Origin of the sequence: Streptomyces flaveolus, assembly GCF_014648815.1 — a bacterium.
In the GTDB taxonomy this organism is placed as follows: domain Bacteria; phylum Actinomycetota; class Actinomycetes; order Streptomycetales; family Streptomycetaceae; genus Streptomyces; species Streptomyces flaveolus.
Genome location: NZ_BMRV01000010.1, coordinates 290,403 through 308,864, shown reverse-complemented (window position 1 = coordinate 308,864; position 18,462 = coordinate 290,403). Strand labels below are relative to the sequence as shown.

General features: G+C 73.8%; 16 protein-coding genes and 1 pseudogene. 4 read left to right on the top strand and 13 right to left on the bottom strand.

From position 1 onward, the window contains the following. Window positions 1-608 (bottom strand): annotated as a pseudogene (locus tag IEZ05_RS23620) (alpha/beta hydrolase fold domain-containing protein); the annotation flags it as partial. A gap of 754 nt (window positions 609-1,362) precedes the next feature. Between IEZ05_RS23620 and IEZ05_RS23615 the strand changes: the two are divergent. Then, window positions 1,363-2,316, top strand: coding sequence for a cation diffusion facilitator family transporter (locus IEZ05_RS23615; RefSeq protein WP_189232223.1), 954 nt, complete (start codon window positions 1,363-1,365; stop codon window positions 2,314-2,316). A gap of 18 nt (window positions 2,317-2,334) precedes the next feature. Here IEZ05_RS23615 and IEZ05_RS23610 read toward each other — a convergent pair whose 3' ends face one another. Then, window positions 2,335-3,153: a rhomboid family intramembrane serine protease gene (locus IEZ05_RS23610; protein WP_189232222.1), complete on the bottom strand. Its 819-nt coding sequence runs from the start codon at window positions 3,151-3,153 to the stop codon at window positions 2,335-2,337. Between the two features lie 134 nt (window positions 3,154-3,287). Here IEZ05_RS23610 and IEZ05_RS23605 point away from each other — a divergent pair, with 134 nt between their 5' ends. Continuing rightward, on the top strand, window positions 3,288-3,644 hold the full coding sequence (locus IEZ05_RS23605) for a hypothetical protein (protein ID WP_189232221.1): 357 nt from the start codon (window positions 3,288-3,290) through the stop codon (window positions 3,642-3,644). A 6-nt stretch (window positions 3,645-3,650) separates the two neighbouring features. Here IEZ05_RS23605 and IEZ05_RS23600 read toward each other — a convergent pair whose 3' ends face one another. Next, window positions 3,651-5,057 (bottom strand): FAD-dependent oxidoreductase, encoded by a 1,407-nt coding sequence (locus IEZ05_RS23600; RefSeq protein ID WP_189232220.1) that lies wholly within the window; start codon window positions 5,055-5,057, stop codon window positions 3,651-3,653. Between the two features lie 27 nt (window positions 5,058-5,084). Then, complete coding sequence (locus IEZ05_RS23595) at window positions 5,085-6,059, bottom strand: DUF4349 domain-containing protein (protein WP_189232219.1); 975 nt, start codon at window positions 6,057-6,059, stop codon at window positions 5,085-5,087. A 164-nt stretch (window positions 6,060-6,223) separates the two neighbouring features. Here IEZ05_RS23595 and hemG point away from each other — a divergent pair, with 164 nt between their 5' ends. Together hemG and hemQ are read left to right on the top strand one after the other, a co-directional pair. Then, window positions 6,224-7,702 carry a protoporphyrinogen oxidase gene (gene hemG / locus IEZ05_RS23590; protein WP_189232218.1) on the top strand — a complete coding sequence of 493 codons (1,479 nt, stop codon included), beginning with the start codon at window positions 6,224-6,226 and terminating at the stop codon, window positions 7,700-7,702. A gap of 4 nt (window positions 7,703-7,706) precedes the next feature. Next, entirely contained in the window at window positions 7,707-8,438 is a 732-nt protein-coding gene (hemQ, locus tag IEZ05_RS23585) for a hydrogen peroxide-dependent heme synthase (protein ID WP_189232217.1), read from the top strand. Window positions 8,439-8,574: 136 nt separating this feature from the next. Here hemQ and IEZ05_RS23580 read toward each other — a convergent pair whose 3' ends face one another. The 9 genes from IEZ05_RS23580 to IEZ05_RS23540 form a co-directional block, all read right to left on the bottom strand. Then, window positions 8,575-10,158: an alpha/beta hydrolase gene (locus IEZ05_RS23580; protein WP_189232216.1), complete on the bottom strand. Its 1,584-nt coding sequence runs from the start codon at window positions 10,156-10,158 to the stop codon at window positions 8,575-8,577. 102 nt (window positions 10,159-10,260) lie between these two features. Next, window positions 10,261-11,055: a TIGR04222 domain-containing membrane protein gene (locus IEZ05_RS23575; RefSeq protein WP_189232215.1), complete on the bottom strand. Its 795-nt coding sequence runs from the start codon at window positions 11,053-11,055 to the stop codon at window positions 10,261-10,263. A 44-nt stretch (window positions 11,056-11,099) separates the two neighbouring features. Beyond that, window positions 11,100-12,464, bottom strand: coding sequence for a DUF692 domain-containing protein (locus tag IEZ05_RS23570; protein WP_189232214.1), 1,365 nt, complete (start codon window positions 12,462-12,464; stop codon window positions 11,100-11,102). Window positions 12,465-12,582: 118 nt separating this feature from the next. Continuing rightward, window positions 12,583-13,302, bottom strand: coding sequence for a peptidyl-tRNA hydrolase (locus tag IEZ05_RS23565; protein ID WP_189232213.1), 720 nt, complete (start codon window positions 13,300-13,302; stop codon window positions 12,583-12,585). A gap of 72 nt (window positions 13,303-13,374) precedes the next feature. Next, entirely contained in the window at window positions 13,375-13,557 is a 183-nt protein-coding gene (locus tag IEZ05_RS23560) for a hypothetical protein (protein ID WP_189232212.1), read from the bottom strand. Between the two features lie 18 nt (window positions 13,558-13,575). After that, complete coding sequence (locus tag IEZ05_RS23555) at window positions 13,576-14,439, bottom strand: polysaccharide deacetylase family protein (RefSeq protein WP_189232211.1); 864 nt, start codon at window positions 14,437-14,439, stop codon at window positions 13,576-13,578. Window positions 14,440-14,543: 104 nt separating this feature from the next. Further along, on the bottom strand, window positions 14,544-16,061 hold the full coding sequence (locus IEZ05_RS23550; RefSeq protein WP_189232210.1) for an FAD-dependent oxidoreductase: 1,518 nt from the start codon (window positions 16,059-16,061) through the stop codon (window positions 14,544-14,546). A gap of 32 nt (window positions 16,062-16,093) precedes the next feature. Further along, on the bottom strand, window positions 16,094-17,461 hold the full coding sequence (locus IEZ05_RS23545) for a PhoX family protein (protein WP_189232209.1): 1,368 nt from the start codon (window positions 17,459-17,461) through the stop codon (window positions 16,094-16,096). Between the two features lie 99 nt (window positions 17,462-17,560). After that, on the bottom strand, window positions 17,561-18,337 hold the full coding sequence (locus IEZ05_RS23540; protein WP_189232208.1) for a slipin family protein: 777 nt from the start codon (window positions 18,335-18,337) through the stop codon (window positions 17,561-17,563). Window positions 18,338-18,462 lie beyond the last annotated feature (125 nt).

Below are 18,462 nucleotides of genomic sequence, written 5' to 3'. Positions count from 1 at the left end.
GCCCTCGGCGAACTGGTGGTAGGAGGCGGTGTCGAAGTTCGCGTCGGTGACGGGGTAGAACAGCACCTGCTGTACCAGGGCGACGTCACCGCGTTCCTTGGCCATCAGCGTCAGCGCCGCGGCCATGTTGCCACCGACCGAGTCGCCGGCCACCGCCAGACGGGAAGCGTCCAGGCCCTTGGCGGCCCCCTCCTTCAGGACCCACTGGGCGATCGCGTAGTTCTGCTCGATGGCGACGGGGTAGCGANGGGGAAGACCACGGCCGCCCCGGCGCCGACGGCCAGTTCGCGCACCAGGCGGTCGTGGGTGTGGGCGTTGCCGAACACCCAGCCGGCGCCGTGGATGTAGAGGATGACCGGCAGGGTGCCGTCAGCCCCGGCGGGCCTGACGATGCGGGCGCGGACGCTGCCCGTGGGACCGCCGGAGACGGTGATCCACTCCTCGTCGACGTCCGGCTTGGCGATCTCGCCGGACTGCACCTCGTCGACGGCCTTGCGGCCCTCGACCGGGCCCAGGTCGAACAGATAGGGCGGATTGGCGGTGGCCTCGGCGAAAGCGGCCGCGGCCGGCTCCAGCACCGGCTGCACCGGCTCGTACACGTAGGACATTGCAAACTCCTGGGACGTCATGGGTAGGCCGATCAGCCCGGCGCGGCCATGCCCACCGGACGCGGGACCCGCTGGACAGGGGGCCACGGTAGGGCTGCGAACGCGCCTGCTGTTGCGTGCGTGCGCACTCACTCTGACCAGAGCGTGCACACGTGCGTGGGCCCGGCGCCGCTCAGCGGGCGTCCGGACCGCCGTACTGCCGGCGACCGCGTCGTGCACTCCTGGTGCTTTCTCGGTGCGCTCAAAGGCAGGTCCACGGCGTGGGAGTGCCTAGCGTCTCGTGCGGATACGACAGCCCGCCGTCCCGGCGACCGGAACCGAGAGGAGAGCTGATGCCCGCGGTTCGCGACGAATTCCGTGGCTCGACGGTCCCCGGCAGCGTCGTCCTGCGGATGGCCGGAGTCCCGGTGTGCGCCCTGGGTGACTTACGAGCCGCACCGGTGTGGGCGACGGTCCGCCACGTCCTGGATCCGGAGGAGCGGCTGCGTCGGACCGGCCCCCCGCCCGCCGAGGCGTTGCCCCCGGTGATCGGCGCGCTCGGCGACTCTCCCGCCAGGTCATGGCTGGTCGGCCCGCGCCGCGCGCTGCAACGGTCGCCGTCCGACGGCACGGGGCGTCGAGGCCAAGGCCGTGCTGCCGTCGTCGCTGCGCGGCCGGGCCCTGGAGTGGCTCGCCGGCCTGGACGAGGCGGCGCGCACCGATGCCCGCATTTCGCCCGCTCCTTCAGCTCGTGCCCCTAGGACAGCCCGACGTCATGTCTGCAGCAGAAGCGCCATCGGCGAAGAACGGTGAGAGCACCTTTACGGTGATCGTCGCCGCCTTCGCCAATCTCGGCATCGCCCTCGCCAAGGCAGTGGCCGGCCTGATCAGTGGCTCCAGCGCGATGCTGTCGGAAGCCGCGCACTCGGTCGCCGACACCATCACCGAGGTGCTGCTGCTGACCTCCCTCAAACGCAGCGCCCGTCCCGCCGACGAGGACCACCCCCTCGGCCACGGCCCCGAACGCTACATCTGGGCGCTGCTCGCCGCCGTCGCCACCTTTGTCGGCGGCGCCGTCTTCTCCGTCTACGACGGCATCCACACGCTGATGGAGGGCGAGGAAATCGGCGACCCGCTGGTGTCGTACATCGTCCTCGCCCTCTCCTTCCTGCTGGAGGGCTACTCTCTGCGCACCGGCCTGAAGCAGGCCCGCGGAGAGGCCGCCCGTGTCCGAGTCCCCTTCAGGCGCTTCCTTCGCCGCACCCCCGACACCGCCGTCAAGGCCGTCGTCCTGGAGGACTCCGCCGCTTTGATCGGCCTGCTGCTCGCCGCCGTCGGCCTGCTCGGCGGGCAACTCACCGACTCCGCCGCGTGGGACGGCATCGCCTCTCTGTGCATCGGTGCGCTGCTGCTGTACGTGGCATGCGTTCTCGGTCGGTCCAACGCCGAGTTCCTCGTCGGCCGTGCCCTCCCGCGTGATGTCCGCGAGCGGATACGTGCTGAACTCCTGCAGGTGGAATCGATCCGCGCGGTCCTGGAACTGACGACACTGGTGCAGGGCCCGCGGGAAGCCTTGGTCGCGGCCAAGGTCGACTTCCAGGACACGGCGACGGCGGCCGACATCGAGTGGGCCTGCGAACGCGCCGAAGCGCAACTGCGTGAGCTCTTCCCCGTGATCAGGCGCCTGTACTTGGACCCGACACTCGGCTTCGGCCGAGGGGGCGGCTGACGCCTCGGCAGGGTCGGCTCAACGGACCCGCCGGGCCTGCCGTCCGAAGAGGATGCCGCGCGGCTCCGGCGGTGGGGGAGTGCCGGGCTTGAGCGGCCAGGCGAGGAGCATGCCGATCACGAATCCCACCACGTGGGCCACGTAGGCGACGGTGCCGGCGTCGGAGACGCCCTGGCCGGCGGAGTAGAACGCCTGGAGGACGAACCACAGGCCCAGCACGATCCAGGCCGGCAGACGCAGCGGCAGGAAGATCAGGAAGGGCACGAGGACCCAGACCCGGGCCTTCGGATACAGCACCAGGTAGGCGCCCAGCACCCCGGCGATCGCGCCCGACGCGCCGATCAGCGGGGAGCCCGAGTCCGCGTTGAGGAGGGCGAAACCGTAGGTCGCCGCATAGCCGCAGACCCCGTAGAACAGCAGGAACCGCACATGGCCCATGCGGTCCTCGACGTTGTTGCCGAAGATCCACAGGAAGAGCATGTTGCCCAGCAGATGCAGCCAGCTGCCGTGCAGGAACATCGCCGTCAGGACGCTCAGCTCCGGCGACTTGTCGTAGTCCGGCGGGCCGATCACACACCCCGGCCCCCGCGGGCCCACCCCGGTCTCGCCGGTCGGCACCAGTCGCGGCAACCGGTGCTGCAACAGCTCCTGGGGCACCGCCGCGTAGTGGTCCAGGAACGCCTGGAGATGACACAGCTGCGCGAGACTGCCCCCGCCCGTCACGGAACCGGTCATGCCGGGGGTGAACAGGAACACCAGGACGTTCGCGATGATCAGGGCATACGTCACCCAGGCCGTGCGGCGCGCCGGGTTCACGTCATGGACGGGGATGACCACGAGACACTACTGCCCGCCTGACGGACGGTGAATCGGCACGCTCCCTGAACGCCCCCGTCCGTGGACGCGTATGTCCTCTCAACCGCCCGCGGCCCGGGGAAGGCGGGACGCGGGGACGACGTGAGGATCAGGCGATGAACGAACGGGTCACACCGGTTCCGGCGATGCACGCCCTGCCCGACGGCGAGGCCGAGGTCGCCCTCGTGCTGCGCCTGCCCTGGGAGGACGTCGCCCGGCTCGGGCAGGAGGCCGGACGGCTGGCCGCGCAGAGGCAACGGCCCGTGACACTGGACGAGGCGGTGAGCCACCGGCTGCGCTCCACCCGCACCGCCGCGCACGCCAAGCCGGCCGGCGAGCAGCCGCCCGCCGTCGCCCCACCGGTGACGGCCCAGGCCTCCATGACCGCCCCGGCGTCCGTGTCGTCCCTGCCCTCGCGGCCACCGGCCGAGCAGGCGCGGCAGGCCATCGACCGGATCAACGGCACGGCGTAGGGGTCGTCAGCGCCGCTCCTCGACCGCCCTCGCCGCCTTGCGGGCGGCCACCAGCACGGGGTCCCACACCGGGGAGAACGGCGGCGCGTACCCCAGATCCAGGGCCGTCATCTGTTCCACCGTCATCCCGGCCGTGAGGGCCACCGCGGCGATGTCGACGCGCTTGCCCGCGCCCTCACGGCCGACGATCTGCACGCCGAGCAGCCGTCCGGTGCGCCGCTCGGCGAGCATCTTCACCGTCATGGGGGAGGCGCCCGGGTAGTACCCGGCGCGGCTGGTGGACTCGACGGTGACCGCCACGAACCGCAGCCCCGCCCGCAGCGCGTCCTTCTCGCGCAGTCCCGTCCGCGCGATCTCCAGGTCGCAGACCTTGCTGACCGCCGTGCCGACCACGCCCGGGAAGGTGGCGTACCCGCCGCCCGCGTTGGTGCCGATGACCTGCCCGTGCTTGTTGGCGTGCGTGCCCAGCGGAATGTGCCGCTCCTGCCCGGAGACCAGGTCGAGCACCTCCACGCAGTCGCCGCCGGCCCAGATGTTCTCGTGCCCGCGCACCCGCATCGCCAGGTCGGTCAGCAGCCCGCCGTGGGCGCCGAGCGGCAGGCCCGCCGCGGCGGCGAGCGCGGTCTCGGGGCGCACGCCGATGCCGAGCACCACCACGTCCGCCGGGTACTCGGCGTCCTCGGTGGCCACCGCGCGGACCCGGCCGTCGTCACCCGTCAGCACCTTGGTGACCTCGGCGTCGTTCACCATGGTGATGCCGAGGCCCTCCATGGCCTCGTGGACCATCCGGCCCATGTCCGGGTCGAGCGTGGACATCGGCTCCCGGCCGCGGTTGACGACCGTCACCTCGTAGCCGCGGTTGATGAGCGCCTCGGCCATCTCCACGCCGATGTACCCGGCCCCGACGACCACCGCGTGCCGCCCCCGCGTGCCGGCCAGCGTGTCGAGCAGCGCCTGTCCGTCGTCGAGGGTCTGCACCCCGTGCACACCGGGCGCGTCGGCCCCCGGCATGTCGGGCCTGATCGGGCGGGCGCCGGTCGCGATCACGAGCTTGTCGTACGGCGTCCAGGTCTCCGCGCCCGAATCGGCGTCACGCGCGCGCACCCGTCCGCCGGCCACGTCGATCTCCGTCACCTCGGTGCGCATCCGCAGGTCGATGCCGCGCGCACGGTGCTCCTCGGGCGTACGGGCGATGAGGTCCTCCCGTTCGGTGACGTCACCGCCGACCCAGTAGGGGATGCCGCACGCCGAGTACGAGCTGAAGTGGCCGCGTTCGAACGCCACGATCTCCAGCTCGTCCGGGCCCTTCAGCCGGCGCGCCTGCGACGCCGCGGACATCCCCGCGGCGTCACCGCCGACCACGACCAGCCGTTCCCGCTTGCCCCGCGCACCGTCCGCACCGCTCATGCTCATGCGAACACGCTACGTGGAGGCGGCATTTCAGTCCCGCTCGCCCGTCCCTTCGGCAGGCGTGTTCCCCGGCACCGGCCGGGCCGTCGGCAGCGGGCCGACCCCCGTCGTCACCGGCGGGGCGGCCGGGCGGCGCGGCAGCCGGGGCCGCACCACCCGCAGCCACAGCAGCATCAGCAGCGCCGCCACCGCGGCGAACGGCAGGACGGCGCCGAACACCATCGCCACCCAGCGCAGCATCGTCACGAACGCGTCCCAGCCGCCCGCCAGCGCGTCCGTGAACCCCGGGTCGTCGTCCTCGGCGACCTCCTTCTTCACCGGCGTCTCGGACAGGGAGAGGGTGATCGTGGCCAGGCTGGTGCGGTCCTTCAGGGACGCCTGCCGGGCGAGCAGCGCCTCCAGCTCGGCCTGACGGGAGCTCAGCTCGCCCTCCAGCGTCACCACGTCGCTCAGCTTGGTCGCGCGGTCCATCAGCTCGCGCACCCGGGCGACGCTGGCGCGCTGGGACGTGATGCGGCTCTCCACGTCCACGACCTGGTCGGTGACGTCCTCCGCCTTGGCGTTGCGCTCCAGGAGCTTGCCGGCGCCCTCCAGTTCGGACAGGACGTCCTGGTACGCGTCGACGGGCACGCGCAGGACGAGCCGGGTCCGTTCGTGACCGTCCTCGTCCCGGCTGGTCGTCTCGTCGCCGACGTAGCCGCCCGCGTTCTCGGCCGCGGCGCGGGCCCCGTCGAGGGCCTTGGGGACGTCCTTGACCTGGACCGTCAGGGAGGCGGTGCGGATGATGTGGCTCGCGGCAACCTTCGGCGGCGCGGTCGCCACGGAACGGTCCGACTCCGCGCCGGCCGCGCCCTTGCCGCCGTCCGCCGGGGCGGCCGCCTTGGCATCGCTCGCGCTGCCGGAGTCGGCGCCGCCGCCGGCACTGCATCCGGTGAGCGCGAGGGCCGCGGCCAGCAGGACGGCGGTCGCGGCCGGAACGGCTCGCTTGGAAGGTGGTGTACGCACAGGGCCCCCCGGGGTCGGTGTCGACTGTCGTTCCTAGGACGTCGGGAGGGGCTCGGGCGACGGCGCGGAACGGTCCCGAAGAGGTCACGGTCCGGACTCGTCGGAAGGCACCCGCCACCCGGCCTGGCGGCCGTGCCGCCGGCGGGGTCTGAGAGGCTTGGGGCATGTGCGCAAGCGAGATCCCGGCGGGCACGACACCCGCGGACACGGGGCACGTCGTCGTCATCGGGGCCGGCATCGCCGGACTGGCCGCCGCCCACCGGCTGCTGGAGCGCGGGGCCCGCGTGACCGTGCTGGAGGCCTCCGACCGCGTCGGCGGCAAGCTGCTGCCCGGCGAGATCGCCGGGGTCCGGGTCGACCTGGGCGCCGAGTCGATGCTGGCCCGCCGCCCCGAGGCCGTCGGCCTCGCCCGCGCGGCCGGTCTCGCCGACCGCCTCCAGCCGCCGGCCACCGCGTCCGCCTCCCTGTGGACCCGCGGCGCCCTGCGCCCCATGCCCAAGGGGCACGTCATGGGCGTCCCCGGCACCGCCGCCGCCCTGTCCGACGTGCTCTCGCCCGAGGGCCTCGCCCGCATCGAGCGCGACGCCGAACTGCCCCGCACCGAGGTCGGCGACGACGTGGCGGTCGGAGAGTACGTGGCGGCTCGCCTGGGCCGCGAGGTCGTCGACCGGCTCGTCGAGCCCCTGCTGGGCGGGGTCTACGCCGGCGACGCGTACCGCATCTCGCTGCGCTCGGCCGTGCCCCAGCTCTTCGAGGCCGCCCGCACCCACACCTCCCTGACCGAGGCGGTGCGCGCCCTCCAGGGCCGCACGGCCACCTCCCCGCCGAGCGGCCCGGTGTTCATGGGCATCGCGGGCGGCATCGGCACCCTCCCGCTCGCGGTCGCGCAGTCGGTGCGGGCGCGGGGCGGCGAGATCGTCACCGGCGCACCCGTGACGGAGCTGCGCCGCACCGCCCCGGGCGGCTGGCGGATCGTGGCCGGCGACCGGGTGCTGCACGCCGGGTCGGTCGTCGTCGCCGTGCCCGCCCGCCCCGCCGCCGAGCTGCTGCGCGCCGAGGCTCCCGCGGCGGCGGCCGAGCTGTCGGCGGTGGAGTACGCCTCGATGGCCCTGATCACCCTCGCCTACCGCCGCTCCGACGCCGCCGTGCTCCCCGAGGGCAGCGGCTTTCTCGTGCCGCCGGTCGACGGGCGCACCATCAAGGCGTCCACCTTCGCCTCCCGCAAGTGGGGCTGGATCGGCGACGAGGACCCGGACCTGGTGGTCCTGCGCACCTCCGTCGGCCGCTACGGCGAGACGGAGATCCTCGGCCGCGACGACGACGCGCTCGTCGCCGTGTCCCGGCACGACCTGAAGGAGGCCACCGGCCTGGCCGCCGCGCCGGTCGCCACCCGCGTCACCCGCTGGCAGGACGGCCTGCCCCAGTACCCCGTCGGCCACCACGCGCGCGTGGCCCGCGTCCGCGCCCACGTCGCCGAGCTCCCGGGCCTCGCCGTGTGCGGGGCGGCCTACGACGGCGTCGGCATCCCGGCGAGCATCGCCGGCGCGTACGCCGCCGTCGACCAGATCCACGGGGACCTGCGCGGTGTGGACGAGCTCACCGCCCACCCGGTGCAGAGCCTGCACGGCGGAGCGGGAGAATAGGGCCATGAGTGACGACGCCTCCACCCCTGCCGCCGACCGGATCCCCAACAAGGGCAAGCTGGCCAAGGACCTCAACGAGGTCATCCGCTACACCCTCTGGTCCGTGTTCAAGCTCAAGGACGTGCTCCCCGAGGACCGCGCGGGCTACGCCGACGAGGTCCAGGAGCTGTTCGACCAGCTCGCCGCCAAGGACGTGACGGTCCGCGGCACCTACGACGTGTCCGGTCTGCGCGCCGACGCCGACCTCATGATCTGGTGGCACGCCGAGACCAGCGACCAGCTCCAGGAGGCGTACAACCTCTTCCGTCGTACGAAGCTGGGCCGCGCGCTGGAGCCGGTCTGGTCGAACATGGCGCTGCACCGCCCCGCCGAGTTCAACCGCTCGCACATCCCGGCGTTCCTCGCCGACGAGACGCCGCGCGACTACGTCAGCGTCTACCCGTTCGTGCGCTCCTACGACTGGTACCTGCTGCCCGACGAGGACCGCCGCCGCATGCTCGCCGACCACGGCAAGATGGCCCGCGGCTACCCGGACGTGCGCGCCAACACGGTCGCCTCCTTCTCGCTCGGCGACTACGAGTGGATCCTCGCCTTCGAGGCCGACGAGCTGTACCGCATCGTCGACCTCATGCGCCACCTGCGCGCCTCCGAGGCCCGTCGGCACGTGCGCGAGGAGATCCCGTTCTACACGGGGCGCCGCAAGGACATCGCGGAGCTGGTGGCCGGGCTGGCCTGATCGGCGGGCGCGGTGGTGGGGTCGGCCGGGGGTCCGGGGGTTGTCCCCCGGGAGGTGCGGCACGGGGCGCCGCAAGGACATCGCGGAGCTGGTGGCCGGGCCGGCCTGATGGGGTTCCCGGCCGGAAGGCCGGGGCTCAGGTCCCGGGTGCGGGTCTCGGTCCCGGTCTCCCGGCGCAGGACGTGTCCCGTGCCGGGAGGCGGCCGTCCAGCAGGTACGCCTCCAGCCGGCCGTTGACGCAGGTGTTGGGGCCGGCCCCGACGCCGTGCGTCCCGGTGTCCCGTTCGGTCACCAGCACCGAGCCCGACAGCCGCCGGTGCAGCTCCAGCGCCCCGTCGTAAGGGGCCGCCGCGTCGCGTTCGGCGGCCAGGACCAGCGTCGGCGGCAGCTCGCCCGGCCCGGTGCGCACGTCCGGCGGCCGCTGCCGGGGCGTCCGCCAGAAGGCGCACGGCAGGTGTCCCCACACGTTGTCCCACGTGGCGAACGGCGCCCGGCGCGCGAGCCGCGTGTTGTCCCGGTCCCACACGCCGAACCCGGCCGGCCAGTCCGCGTCGTTGCACTCGACGGCCGTGCGGGCCGCGTCGGCGTTCTCCGCCTCGGCCGCCTCCTCGGGGTGCGTCCCCGCCTGGTCGATCAGCGGCCGCGGGTCGCCCCGCAGATAGGCCGACAGTGCCTCGGCGCGATAGGGCCAGTGGTCGTCGTCGTACCCGGCCGTCCGGAACGCCCCGTGCAACTGCGCCGGGCCCACCGTGCCGCCCGCGGGCCGCCGCGCGAGCCGCGCGCTCGCCCTGTCGTAGCCGCGCTGCACCTGCCCCGGCGTGCCGCCGAGCCCGTAGACGGCGTCGTGCTCGGCGATCCACTCCTTGACGTCCCTCCAGCGGCCCTCGAACGCCTCCGACCGGTCGAGTACGTTGCGGTACCCGACCTGGGCCGGGGCCGGATCCACCGGCGAGTCGAACACCAGCCGCCGCACGTGCGAGGGGAACAGCTCCGCGTACAGCGCCCCGAGGTAGGTGCCGTCCGACGTACCCATGAAGGTGAGCTTCCGCTCGCCCAGCGCGGCCCGCACGACGTCCAGGTCGCGGGCGTTGTTGAGGGAGTGGTAGTGGCGCAGCGCGTCGCCGGTCCGCTCGCGGCAGCCGCGCGCGTACGCCTGGGCCTCGGCGGCGCGCTCCCTCTTGACCGCCCCGGAGGGCTGCGCCGGGGCGGGGCGCGGCCCCTTGAAGAAGCGCCTGGGGTCCTGGCAGGACAGCGGCGCCGAGGGCGCGACGCCCCGGGGGGCGTAGCCGACCAGGTCGTACGCGGCCGCGATCCGCTGCCACTGCGGCATCATGCCGGCCAGCGGGACGTACAGCCCGCCGGCGCCCGGGCCGCCCGGCTGGTGGACGAGGGCGCCCTGCCCCGGCACCTTGCGCTTGCTGTCGTGCGGGTCCCTGTGCGTGGCCCGCACCCTGCTGACGGTGAGCTCGATCTGCTCGCCGTCGGGGCGGGCGTAGTCGAGGGGGACGGTGACGGTGCCGCAGCGCAGGCTGCCCGGCAGGTCCTCCGCCTTCGGGCACCTGCCGAAGGCGATGCCGGCCTCGGCGGCGCGCGCCGCGGCCACGGCGGTGCCGCGCGCCTCCGCGCTCACGGACGCCCCCGAGGCCGTGGGTGCCGGGGCGGCGGTGAGGGCGCTCAGCAGCAGGGACCCGGCTGCCGGGAGGAGGACGACGGCTCGCATCGCGTATCCCTTCGGTGCACGGCGGCGACAGAAGGGATGTTTCGTCCGGCGACCGGGCAAGGCAAGCACCGCCGGGGAGTGTCGGCACCGGGCGTGCCCGGCTCAGCCCTGCCGCTCGCGGTGCTCCCCGAGGTACTCCTCCCGGTGCGCGAAGGCCGCCCGCAGATCCGGCTCACCGACGGCGTGGATGCCGCGCACGGCGACGGACGTGAGGTACGTACGCTCGTCCGCCGTGCCGTCGGCCTCCCGGGCGAGCGTGCCGAGCAGCCGCTGTCCGGCCGGGGAGGCCCAGCGCGAGTACGGGTGGACCTCCATCCGCGCGATCGCCAGGGAGCTCAGGGTCAGGACGAGCGGCAGCGCGAACCACAGGGCGATCAGGTGGCGCGGCAGGTCCGCCGGGACGGGCAGCGCCAGTGCGGCGGCGCCCAGCGCGCACACGGTCAGCGCGGCGAGCCGCACCCGCCGGACCCCGGCCGCGATGCTGCGGGCCCCGTCCGGCACGGCGAGACCCGCGCCGACCAGCCGGTCCGCCAGGCCCCGTACCGCGTCGGCGGTGGCGGCGGCCGCCCGCACCGGCGCTATCCGGGACTGCCCCTGCGGACCTATGGCCCCGATGACCGACCGCTCCATCTCGTCCCGGCCGCGCGGATCGACGACCGTCGCCCAGCCGGTGTGCGCGAGCAGCAGGCGACGCTGGCGCGCCATGGACACCAGCGTCAGGTCGGCGACCCGCCGTGGGCCGCCGGAGAGGAACGCCGCCTCGTACAGCGTCAGCGCGTGCGCATGGCCGGCGGTCGTGGTGTCGGTGGCCGCCGCGCGCACGGCGGCCAGGCACAGCCGCGTGCACGCCAGACCGGCGACGACCCAGGCCGGCAGCAGGAGAAGGACCCAGAGCATGCCGTACTTCTATGCCAAGGGCTTACGCCGGCGCCATGCCCTTTTCACATTCCGGGACGCAGTGTTGTCGGTGTGTGACGTTCCGCTCTGTCGCCTCGGCCGCGCAGCAGCACCCGTCGGGTCGCGCGGGCCCACCGGACCCCGGGCCGCTCCGGTCGCGGCGCCGGTCCCGACCGCTCCAGCCACCACTCCCGCAACTCCCGCCGCGCGCGGGCGTCTCGGGGCCGGCCGTCCCGCAGCAGCTGCCCGGCGAAGTCCAGCGCGTCCCGCCGGTACCCGCCGGTCATCGGACGGCCCTGGGCGTAGGTGAGGAAGGCGGTCCGGTACTCCGTGCCGAGGTTCACCGGCAGTTCCGGCGCGACCTTCGCGACCACGTCCGCCCGCTTCCCGGCGAGCGCCCGTGCCTGCACCCCGAGCCGCGCCCGGTCGAATCCCTCGGGCACGGGCGTGCCGGCGACCAGCGCGGACAGCAGCGCGGCCTGGGCGAGGGCGAGGCGCTGACGGGCGGCGTCGGTGACGGCGGGCTCCGTCTCCCGCCGCGGCGCGGCGCCGGCGCCGGCGAGCACCGGGTCCGGCGCCGACGCCCGGCCCTTGTCCACCGCGGTCCGGATCGCCTCCACCTCGCCCCGCAGCTCGTCCTCCTCCGGGAAGTTCTCGTCGCGTTCCAGCAGCACGCCCGGCGGTGCGACGCGCGAGGCGAGGTCGGTGAGGATGTCGAGCACAGGCCGCGGCACGGGGTGGGCGTGGCTGTCGTGCCAGACGCCGTCGCGCTCGAAGCCGCCCGCGACATGGACGTAGGCGATGGCCTCCAGCGGCAGCTCGCGCAGCGCCTCGGCCGGGTCCTCGCCGCGGTTGACGTGGTTGGTGTGCAGGTTCGCCACGTCGATGAGCAGCCGCACCCCCGTCCGGTCGGCCAGCTCGTAGAGGAACTGCCCCTCCGTCATCTCCTCGCCCGGCCAGGCGATCAGCGCGGCGATGTTCTCCACGGCGAGCGGTACGGGCAGCGCGTCCTGGGCGACGCGCACGTTCTCGCACAGCACGTCGAGGGCGTCGCGGGTGCGGGGCACCGGCAGCAGGTGGCCGGCCTCGAGGCGCGGGGAGGCGGACAGCGGCCCGCCGGCCCGGACGAACGCGATGTGCTCGGTGACCAGCGGCGAACCCAGCTTCTCCGCCCGGTCGGCCAGCGCCGCCAGCCTGCCCGCGTCGGGCCGCTCGGCGCCCCCGAGGCCGAGCGAGACGCCGTGCGGCACGACGGTGACGCCGCGCTCGCGCAGCCGCAGCAGGGAGTCCGGCAGATGGCCGGGGCAGAGGTTCTCGGCCACGGCCTCGACCCAGTCGATGCCGGGCATGCGCTCCACGACGTCCGCGATCTCCGGCCGCCATCCGATGCCGGTCCCCAGTCGCTCCATGGTCCGTCCCTCCCCGTCGGTTTCGACGGGGATATGGCCCGGGGCGTCCGGCCCGAACCCCGGGCCGGACATGTTCAGAGCAACATCTGAGGTTCGCGTCGCCCGGCGCCTCGGAGCCCTACCGCAGCGCCGGGTGGTCCGCCACCACCGTGCACGAGCCCGGAGCGATCTCCGTGAACCCGGCGTCGCGGACCACCGGCAGGCCGCTGGTGGTGAGGCCGGCCCAGCGGGCCGGGTCCGCGGTGCGCACCGTCAGCGGGAAGCCCGCGTCGCGCCAGGCGGCCCGCGCCGCGTCGTCCAGCTCCCACCAGGCGAGCTGGGCGCCGTGGCCGGCCTGGGCCATCGCCTTGCCGGCCGACATGCCGAGGTCCGGGTTGAGCCACAGGACGGGGGCCGACGGGTCGGCGCCGACCGGGGGCTCGGGGTCGTCGAGGTCGGTGCCGGAGACCTGGAGGCGGGCCAGGTCTTTGGGCCAGCCGTCCAGCGGGACCGGCGGGAAGACCCGCACCTCGGCCGTCTTCCCGCCGACCGTGATGCCGGGCAGCGCCTCGGCCCGCCGCCACTCGGCGCTGCGCGCCCGTCGCACCACCTTGCGGATGCGGGCGTCCTGCCAGTCGCGCACGGCCTCGGCCCACTCGCCGTCGCCCGTCGACCGCTCGTCCGCGAGCATCACCAGCACCGCGCGGGCCGCGGTCTCCAGGGCGTCCGTACGGGCCGGCGGCGCCGCCCGCTCGATGCGGACGACCAGCGGCAGGACGAACTGCGGCGCGAGGTCGCGGTCGCCGGGCTCGGGGCGGAAGGGACTGTCGGGGACGGGCGTCGTCGGCTCATTGCTCACGCCCCCAGTCTGCCAACCCGCCCGCACGCGACCGGACGGCCCCCGTGCCGCGCCCCACCGGGACCCCCTGGGTCACCCCGAGCAGGCGGTCCGCTGGGCCTCCTGCCACTCGCACCGCGGGCAGAGGGTGATCCCCTTGTACGACTCGGGGTGCTCCGTCGGCTCCCGGCACAGCACGCACTCGGCGTACGGCGGGCCGTCGGCCACGGGCGGCCGGGTGGCGTCGATCAGACAGTAGTCCTCGTCGCTGCTCATGCCTCCAGCGTAGGACGGTCAGCGCCGTCCGTTCGCCGCGCCGATCAGCTCGGACACCTTCACGAAGCGGTAGCCCCGCTCGCGCAGTTCGGGCACGACCGTGCGTACCGCCCGCTCGGTCACCGGGGCGGCGCTGCGGGTGCAGTGCATGACGACCACCGAACCGGGCCGTACGCCGTCCAGCACCTGCCGGGCCACCGCGCCGGCGTCCGTCGCGAACGCGTCCCCGCTCACCACGTCCCACTGCACGGCGGTGACGCCCGCGGGGGTCAGTTCCCCGAGGGCCGCCTTGTCGTAACACCCGCCGGGGAAGCGGAAGTAGGGCATCGGGTTCGGCACTCCGGCCTTCGCGAACGCCGTGTACGCCCGCTCCAGGTCCGACCGCATCCGCTCCCGGGACACGGTCGGCAGGCCGTAGCAGTCGTCCGTGTAGGCGTAGTGGCTGTAGGAGTGGTTGGCGATCTCGAACTGCGGGTCCAGGCCGAGGGAACGGGCCTCGTCCGGGTACTCCTCGGCCCATCGCCCGGTCATGAACACCGTGGCCGGCACCTTCAGCCTGCGCAGGGTCGCGATCAGCTGCGGATTGTCGAACCGTTCGCCGGCCGCCGCCCGGGGTCCCTCGTCCGCCGTCATGTCGGCGTCGAAGGTGAGGGCGACGGTCTTGCCGGCGCGCGGGCCGTGCTCGAAGACGGGGGTGAGGCCCGAGGGACCGGGCGCGAGGGTGGGCGGCCGGGAGGGAGCGGCCTTCGAGGGACCGGCGGGCGAGGCGGACGGTGCCGGGCGGGGGGCCTTCCCCGCATCCGTGTTCCCGCACGCGGCGAGCGCGACGGAGGCGGCGGCGACAGCGCACAGTGCGGTGGTGCGTCGTACGAGAGTCATCACCGTACGAACGTATGAGTATGTTGTTCGGTTTGTACGACTATGTGTGGTGACGTGCCGAGGGGTCACCCTCCCGGGTCAGAACGGGGCAGAACCGAGCGGACGGGTCAGATGTCCCGCTGCTCCAGCGGCTTGGTCGCCGGGCCCTGGATCACCTTGCCGTCCGTGTCGAAACGCGAACCGTGGCAGGGGCACTCCCACGCGCACTCCGCCGCGTTGAAGCTGACCAGGCAGCCCAGGTGGGTGCAGCGCGGCGAGAGGGCGTGCAGCGCACCCGCCTCGTCCCGGTAGACCGCGAGCCGGTCGCCGCCCGCCCGGACCACGGCACCCTCGCCCGGAGGCAGGGCGTCCACCGGGGGTGCGGGCTTCAGCCGGTCCCCGATGAAGTGGCCGGCCACCTGTGCCTGCGTCTTGAGGAACTGAGGCGCCTCGCGCGCCTGCGTCTTCAGCCGGCGCGGGTCGTACAACCCGCTCCAGGCGCACTCCCGGCCGGTGATCTGCGCCGTCAGCAGCAGGCCCGCCATGACGCCGCCGCTCATGCCCCAGCCACCGAACCCGGTGGCCACGTACGCGTGCCGCGCGCCCTGGTGCAGCGGGCCCACCATGGGCACGGTGTCGGTGGGGTCGATGTCCTGGGTGGCCCAGGCGTGGGTGACGTCCACGCCGGGGAAATGGTCGCGGGCCCAGGCCGAGAGCCGGTCGAACCGCTCCCGGGTGTCTCCGGTGCCGGGCGTGAAGTGCTCACCGGTGACGATCAGCAGCCGTCGGCCGTCGTCGAGGGGTGCGGTGCGCACCGACCGGGTGCCCTCGTCCGGTGTGATGTACATGCCGGCGACGTCCCGGTCCGCCTCGACCGGTCCCGCCACGACCAGTTCCCGGCGCGGCGAGAGCCGGGCGAACAGCAGCGCCCGGTCGAAGATCGGATAGTGGGTGGCGACCACCACGTCACGGGCGGTGACCGTCGCCCCCGTGCCGGTCGACACGCGGCACGGCTCGCCCTCCTCCAGACCGTGGACGGTGGTGCCCTCGAAGATCCGTCCGCCGCGCGCCTCCAGGTCCTCGGCGAGGGCCAGCAGGTACTTGCGCGGATGGAACTGCGCCTGCCCGGTCACCCGGACGGCGCCGGCCACCGGGAACGGCAGCCCGGTCTCCGTCACGAACGACGCCGGCAGTCCCGCCTCCTTGGCGGCGGACGCCTCGGCCCGCAGCTCGTCCACGCGGCCCGCGTCGCACACGTACGTGTAGGAGTCGCGGGTCTCCCACTCGCAGTCGATGCCCAGCTCGTCCACCAGGGCGGCGGCGTGCTCGATCGCCTCCGTCTGCGAGCGCGCGTACAGCCGGGCGCCCTCGGGGCCCCGGGTGCGGCGCAGCTTGTCGTAGACCAGCGTGTGCAGGACGGACACCTTGGCGGTGGTGTGGCCGGTGACGCTCGCCGCGATCCGGCCGGCCTCCAGCACCGCCACGCTCCGTCCGGCCCGCGCCAGCTGGGACGCCGTGCTCAGTCCGGCGATCCCGCCGCCGATCACCGCGACGTCGGCCTCGATGTCCTCCGTCAGGGGCGGTCGGGGGGCACCCGGTGCCGTTTCCAGCCAGTACGAGCCGCTGAGCTGCGCGTTCTCCGTCATGCGGCCCCGGGTACCCCGTGTCTACACGGTCCTCACCCGCGCCAGGGGCCGGTCACCGCGAAGGTCGTCCCCGGGGTGTAGCAGTTGACGTACATGGTGTCGCCGTCCGGCGAGAAGGTGACCCCGGCGAACTCGCCCCACTCGGGCTCCTCGGCCGTGCCGATGTTCTGCCGGCCGCGGGCCATCGCGTACACCTCGCCGCGCCGGGTCACCCCGAAGACGTGCTGGGCACCGTTGCCGTCCTCGCAGACCATGAGGCCACCGCTCGGCGCCAGGCAGATGTTGTCCGGGGACTCGCCGGGCAGCTGGACGTCGGTGTCCGGGCCGAAGACGATCACCAGGGTCAGGCGGCGCCGGTCCGGGTCGTATCGCCAGATCTGGCCGTAGTGGTCGGCCGCCGAGCCCTCGGCGCTGTGGGCGAAGGACGACACGAAGTACACGCTGCGCCCGCCCCAGTAGCAGCCCTCCAGCTTCTGCGCGTGGGTGATGCCGCCCCGGCCGAAGTCCTGGTGGCGGATCGGCGTGGTGGTGGCCAGCGGGTCGGGTACGTCGACCCACTCGACGCCGTCGAACTCGGCTCCCGTCTCCTGGATCGAGGACAGGTCGGGCACGCCGGGCACGCGCATCGCCTGGAGCCGGCCGCCCGCGCGCAGCGAGCCCGTGCCGCCCAGTGGCTTCTCGGGCAGGAAGCGGTAGAAGAGCCCGAAGGGCCGCTCGAAGGCGTCCTCCGTCTCGTACACGACGCCCCGCCGCGGGTCCACGGCGATCGCCTCGTGCTGGAAACGGCCCATCGCGGTCAGCGGCACCGCGCCGGTGCGGTGCGGGTCGACGGGGTCGACCTCGAAGATGAAGCCGTGGTCCTTGGTGTAGCCGTTGGTGCCCGCCTTGTCCTCGGTCTCCTCGCAGGTCAGCCACGTGTGCCAGGGGGTGGGGCCGCCCGCGCAGTTGACGGCCGTACCGGCGATCGCCACCCGCTCGGACAGGACGCGGTGGTGGGAGTCCAGGGTCAGCGCCGTACAGCCGCCCTTGCCCGCCGGGTCGTATGTCAGGCCCTCGACAGTGGGGACCGGGACCCGGCCGGTGGCGCGGTTCTCGTGGTTGCGTACCAGGTGGGTACGGCCGTGTCGGCCGGGGAAGGCCGACATGCCGTCGAAGTTGGACGGGACCGGGCCCTCGCCGGAGCGCAGCCGGTCGCCCTCACGGGACAGGACCCGGTAGCGGAATCCTTTCGGCAGGTCGAGCAGACCGTCGGGGTCGGGGACCAGGGGCCCGTAGCCGGCGTGGCCGAGGGACTGTGCGGCGGCGGTGCCCGCGAAGAGTTCGGAGAGGGCTCCGGTGAAGGCGATGCCGGCTCCGAGCGCACCGGAGCGGGCCAGCACCTGACGTCGTGTTGCGGACATGGGGCAACCTTCCTGCTGGCGGACAGGACTGTGACCCCGCTGTGTCTATCACCTGCCAGGAGTCCCGGGAACCACGCGTGTAGCACGTGTCACCGCTCGTCACCGCTCGACGGGCCGTTCCTGGGCCTTCTCCAGGAACCGCAGCAGCTCCACCGGGAAGGGCAGGACCAGTGTCGAGTTCTTCTCGGCGGCGACGGCCACCACGGTCTGCAGCAGGCGCAGTTGCAGGGCGGCCGGCTGCTCGGACATCTGCTCCGCCGCCTCGGCGAGCTTCTTCGACGCCTGGAGCTCGGCGTCGGCGTTGATGATCCGGGCCCGCCGCTCCCGGTCGGCCTCGGCCTGCCGCGCCATGGAGCGCTTCATCGTGTCGGGCAGGGAGACGTCCTTGATCTCGACCCGGTCGATCTGCACGCCCCAGCCGACCGCCGGGCTGTCGATCATCAGCTCCAGGCCCTGGTTGAGCTTCTCCCGGTCGGAGAGCAGGTCGTCCAGCTCGCTCTTGCCGATGATGGACCGCAGCGAGGTCTGCGCCATCTGGGAGACGGCGAAGCGGTAGTCCTCGACCTTGACGAGGGCGTTGGCCGCGTCGACCACCTTGAAGTAGACGACGGCGTCGACCCGCACGGTCACGTTGTCGCGGGTGATGCCCTCCTGCGCGGGCACCGGCAGCGTGACGATCTGCATGTTGACCTTGTGCAGCCGGTCCACGAACGGGACCACCATCGTGAACCCGGGCGCGCGCACGTCCCCCGCCAGCCGCCCGAGCCGGAAGACCACCCCGCGCTCGTACTGCTTGACGACCCGTGCCGCCGAGACGACGTAGACGACCCCGGCACTTCCGACGGCGGCCACCGCGGTCAGCAGCTCCTGGAGCATGACGACCTCCTCGCCCAGAGGGCCGATTCGTCCGCTCCTGCAACGATATGCCCGGTGCCCGCTCCGGGGCCATGCCCGCAGGCAAGCCCCGGAACGGGCACCGGTGCAAGCGCCGGTACGGGCGC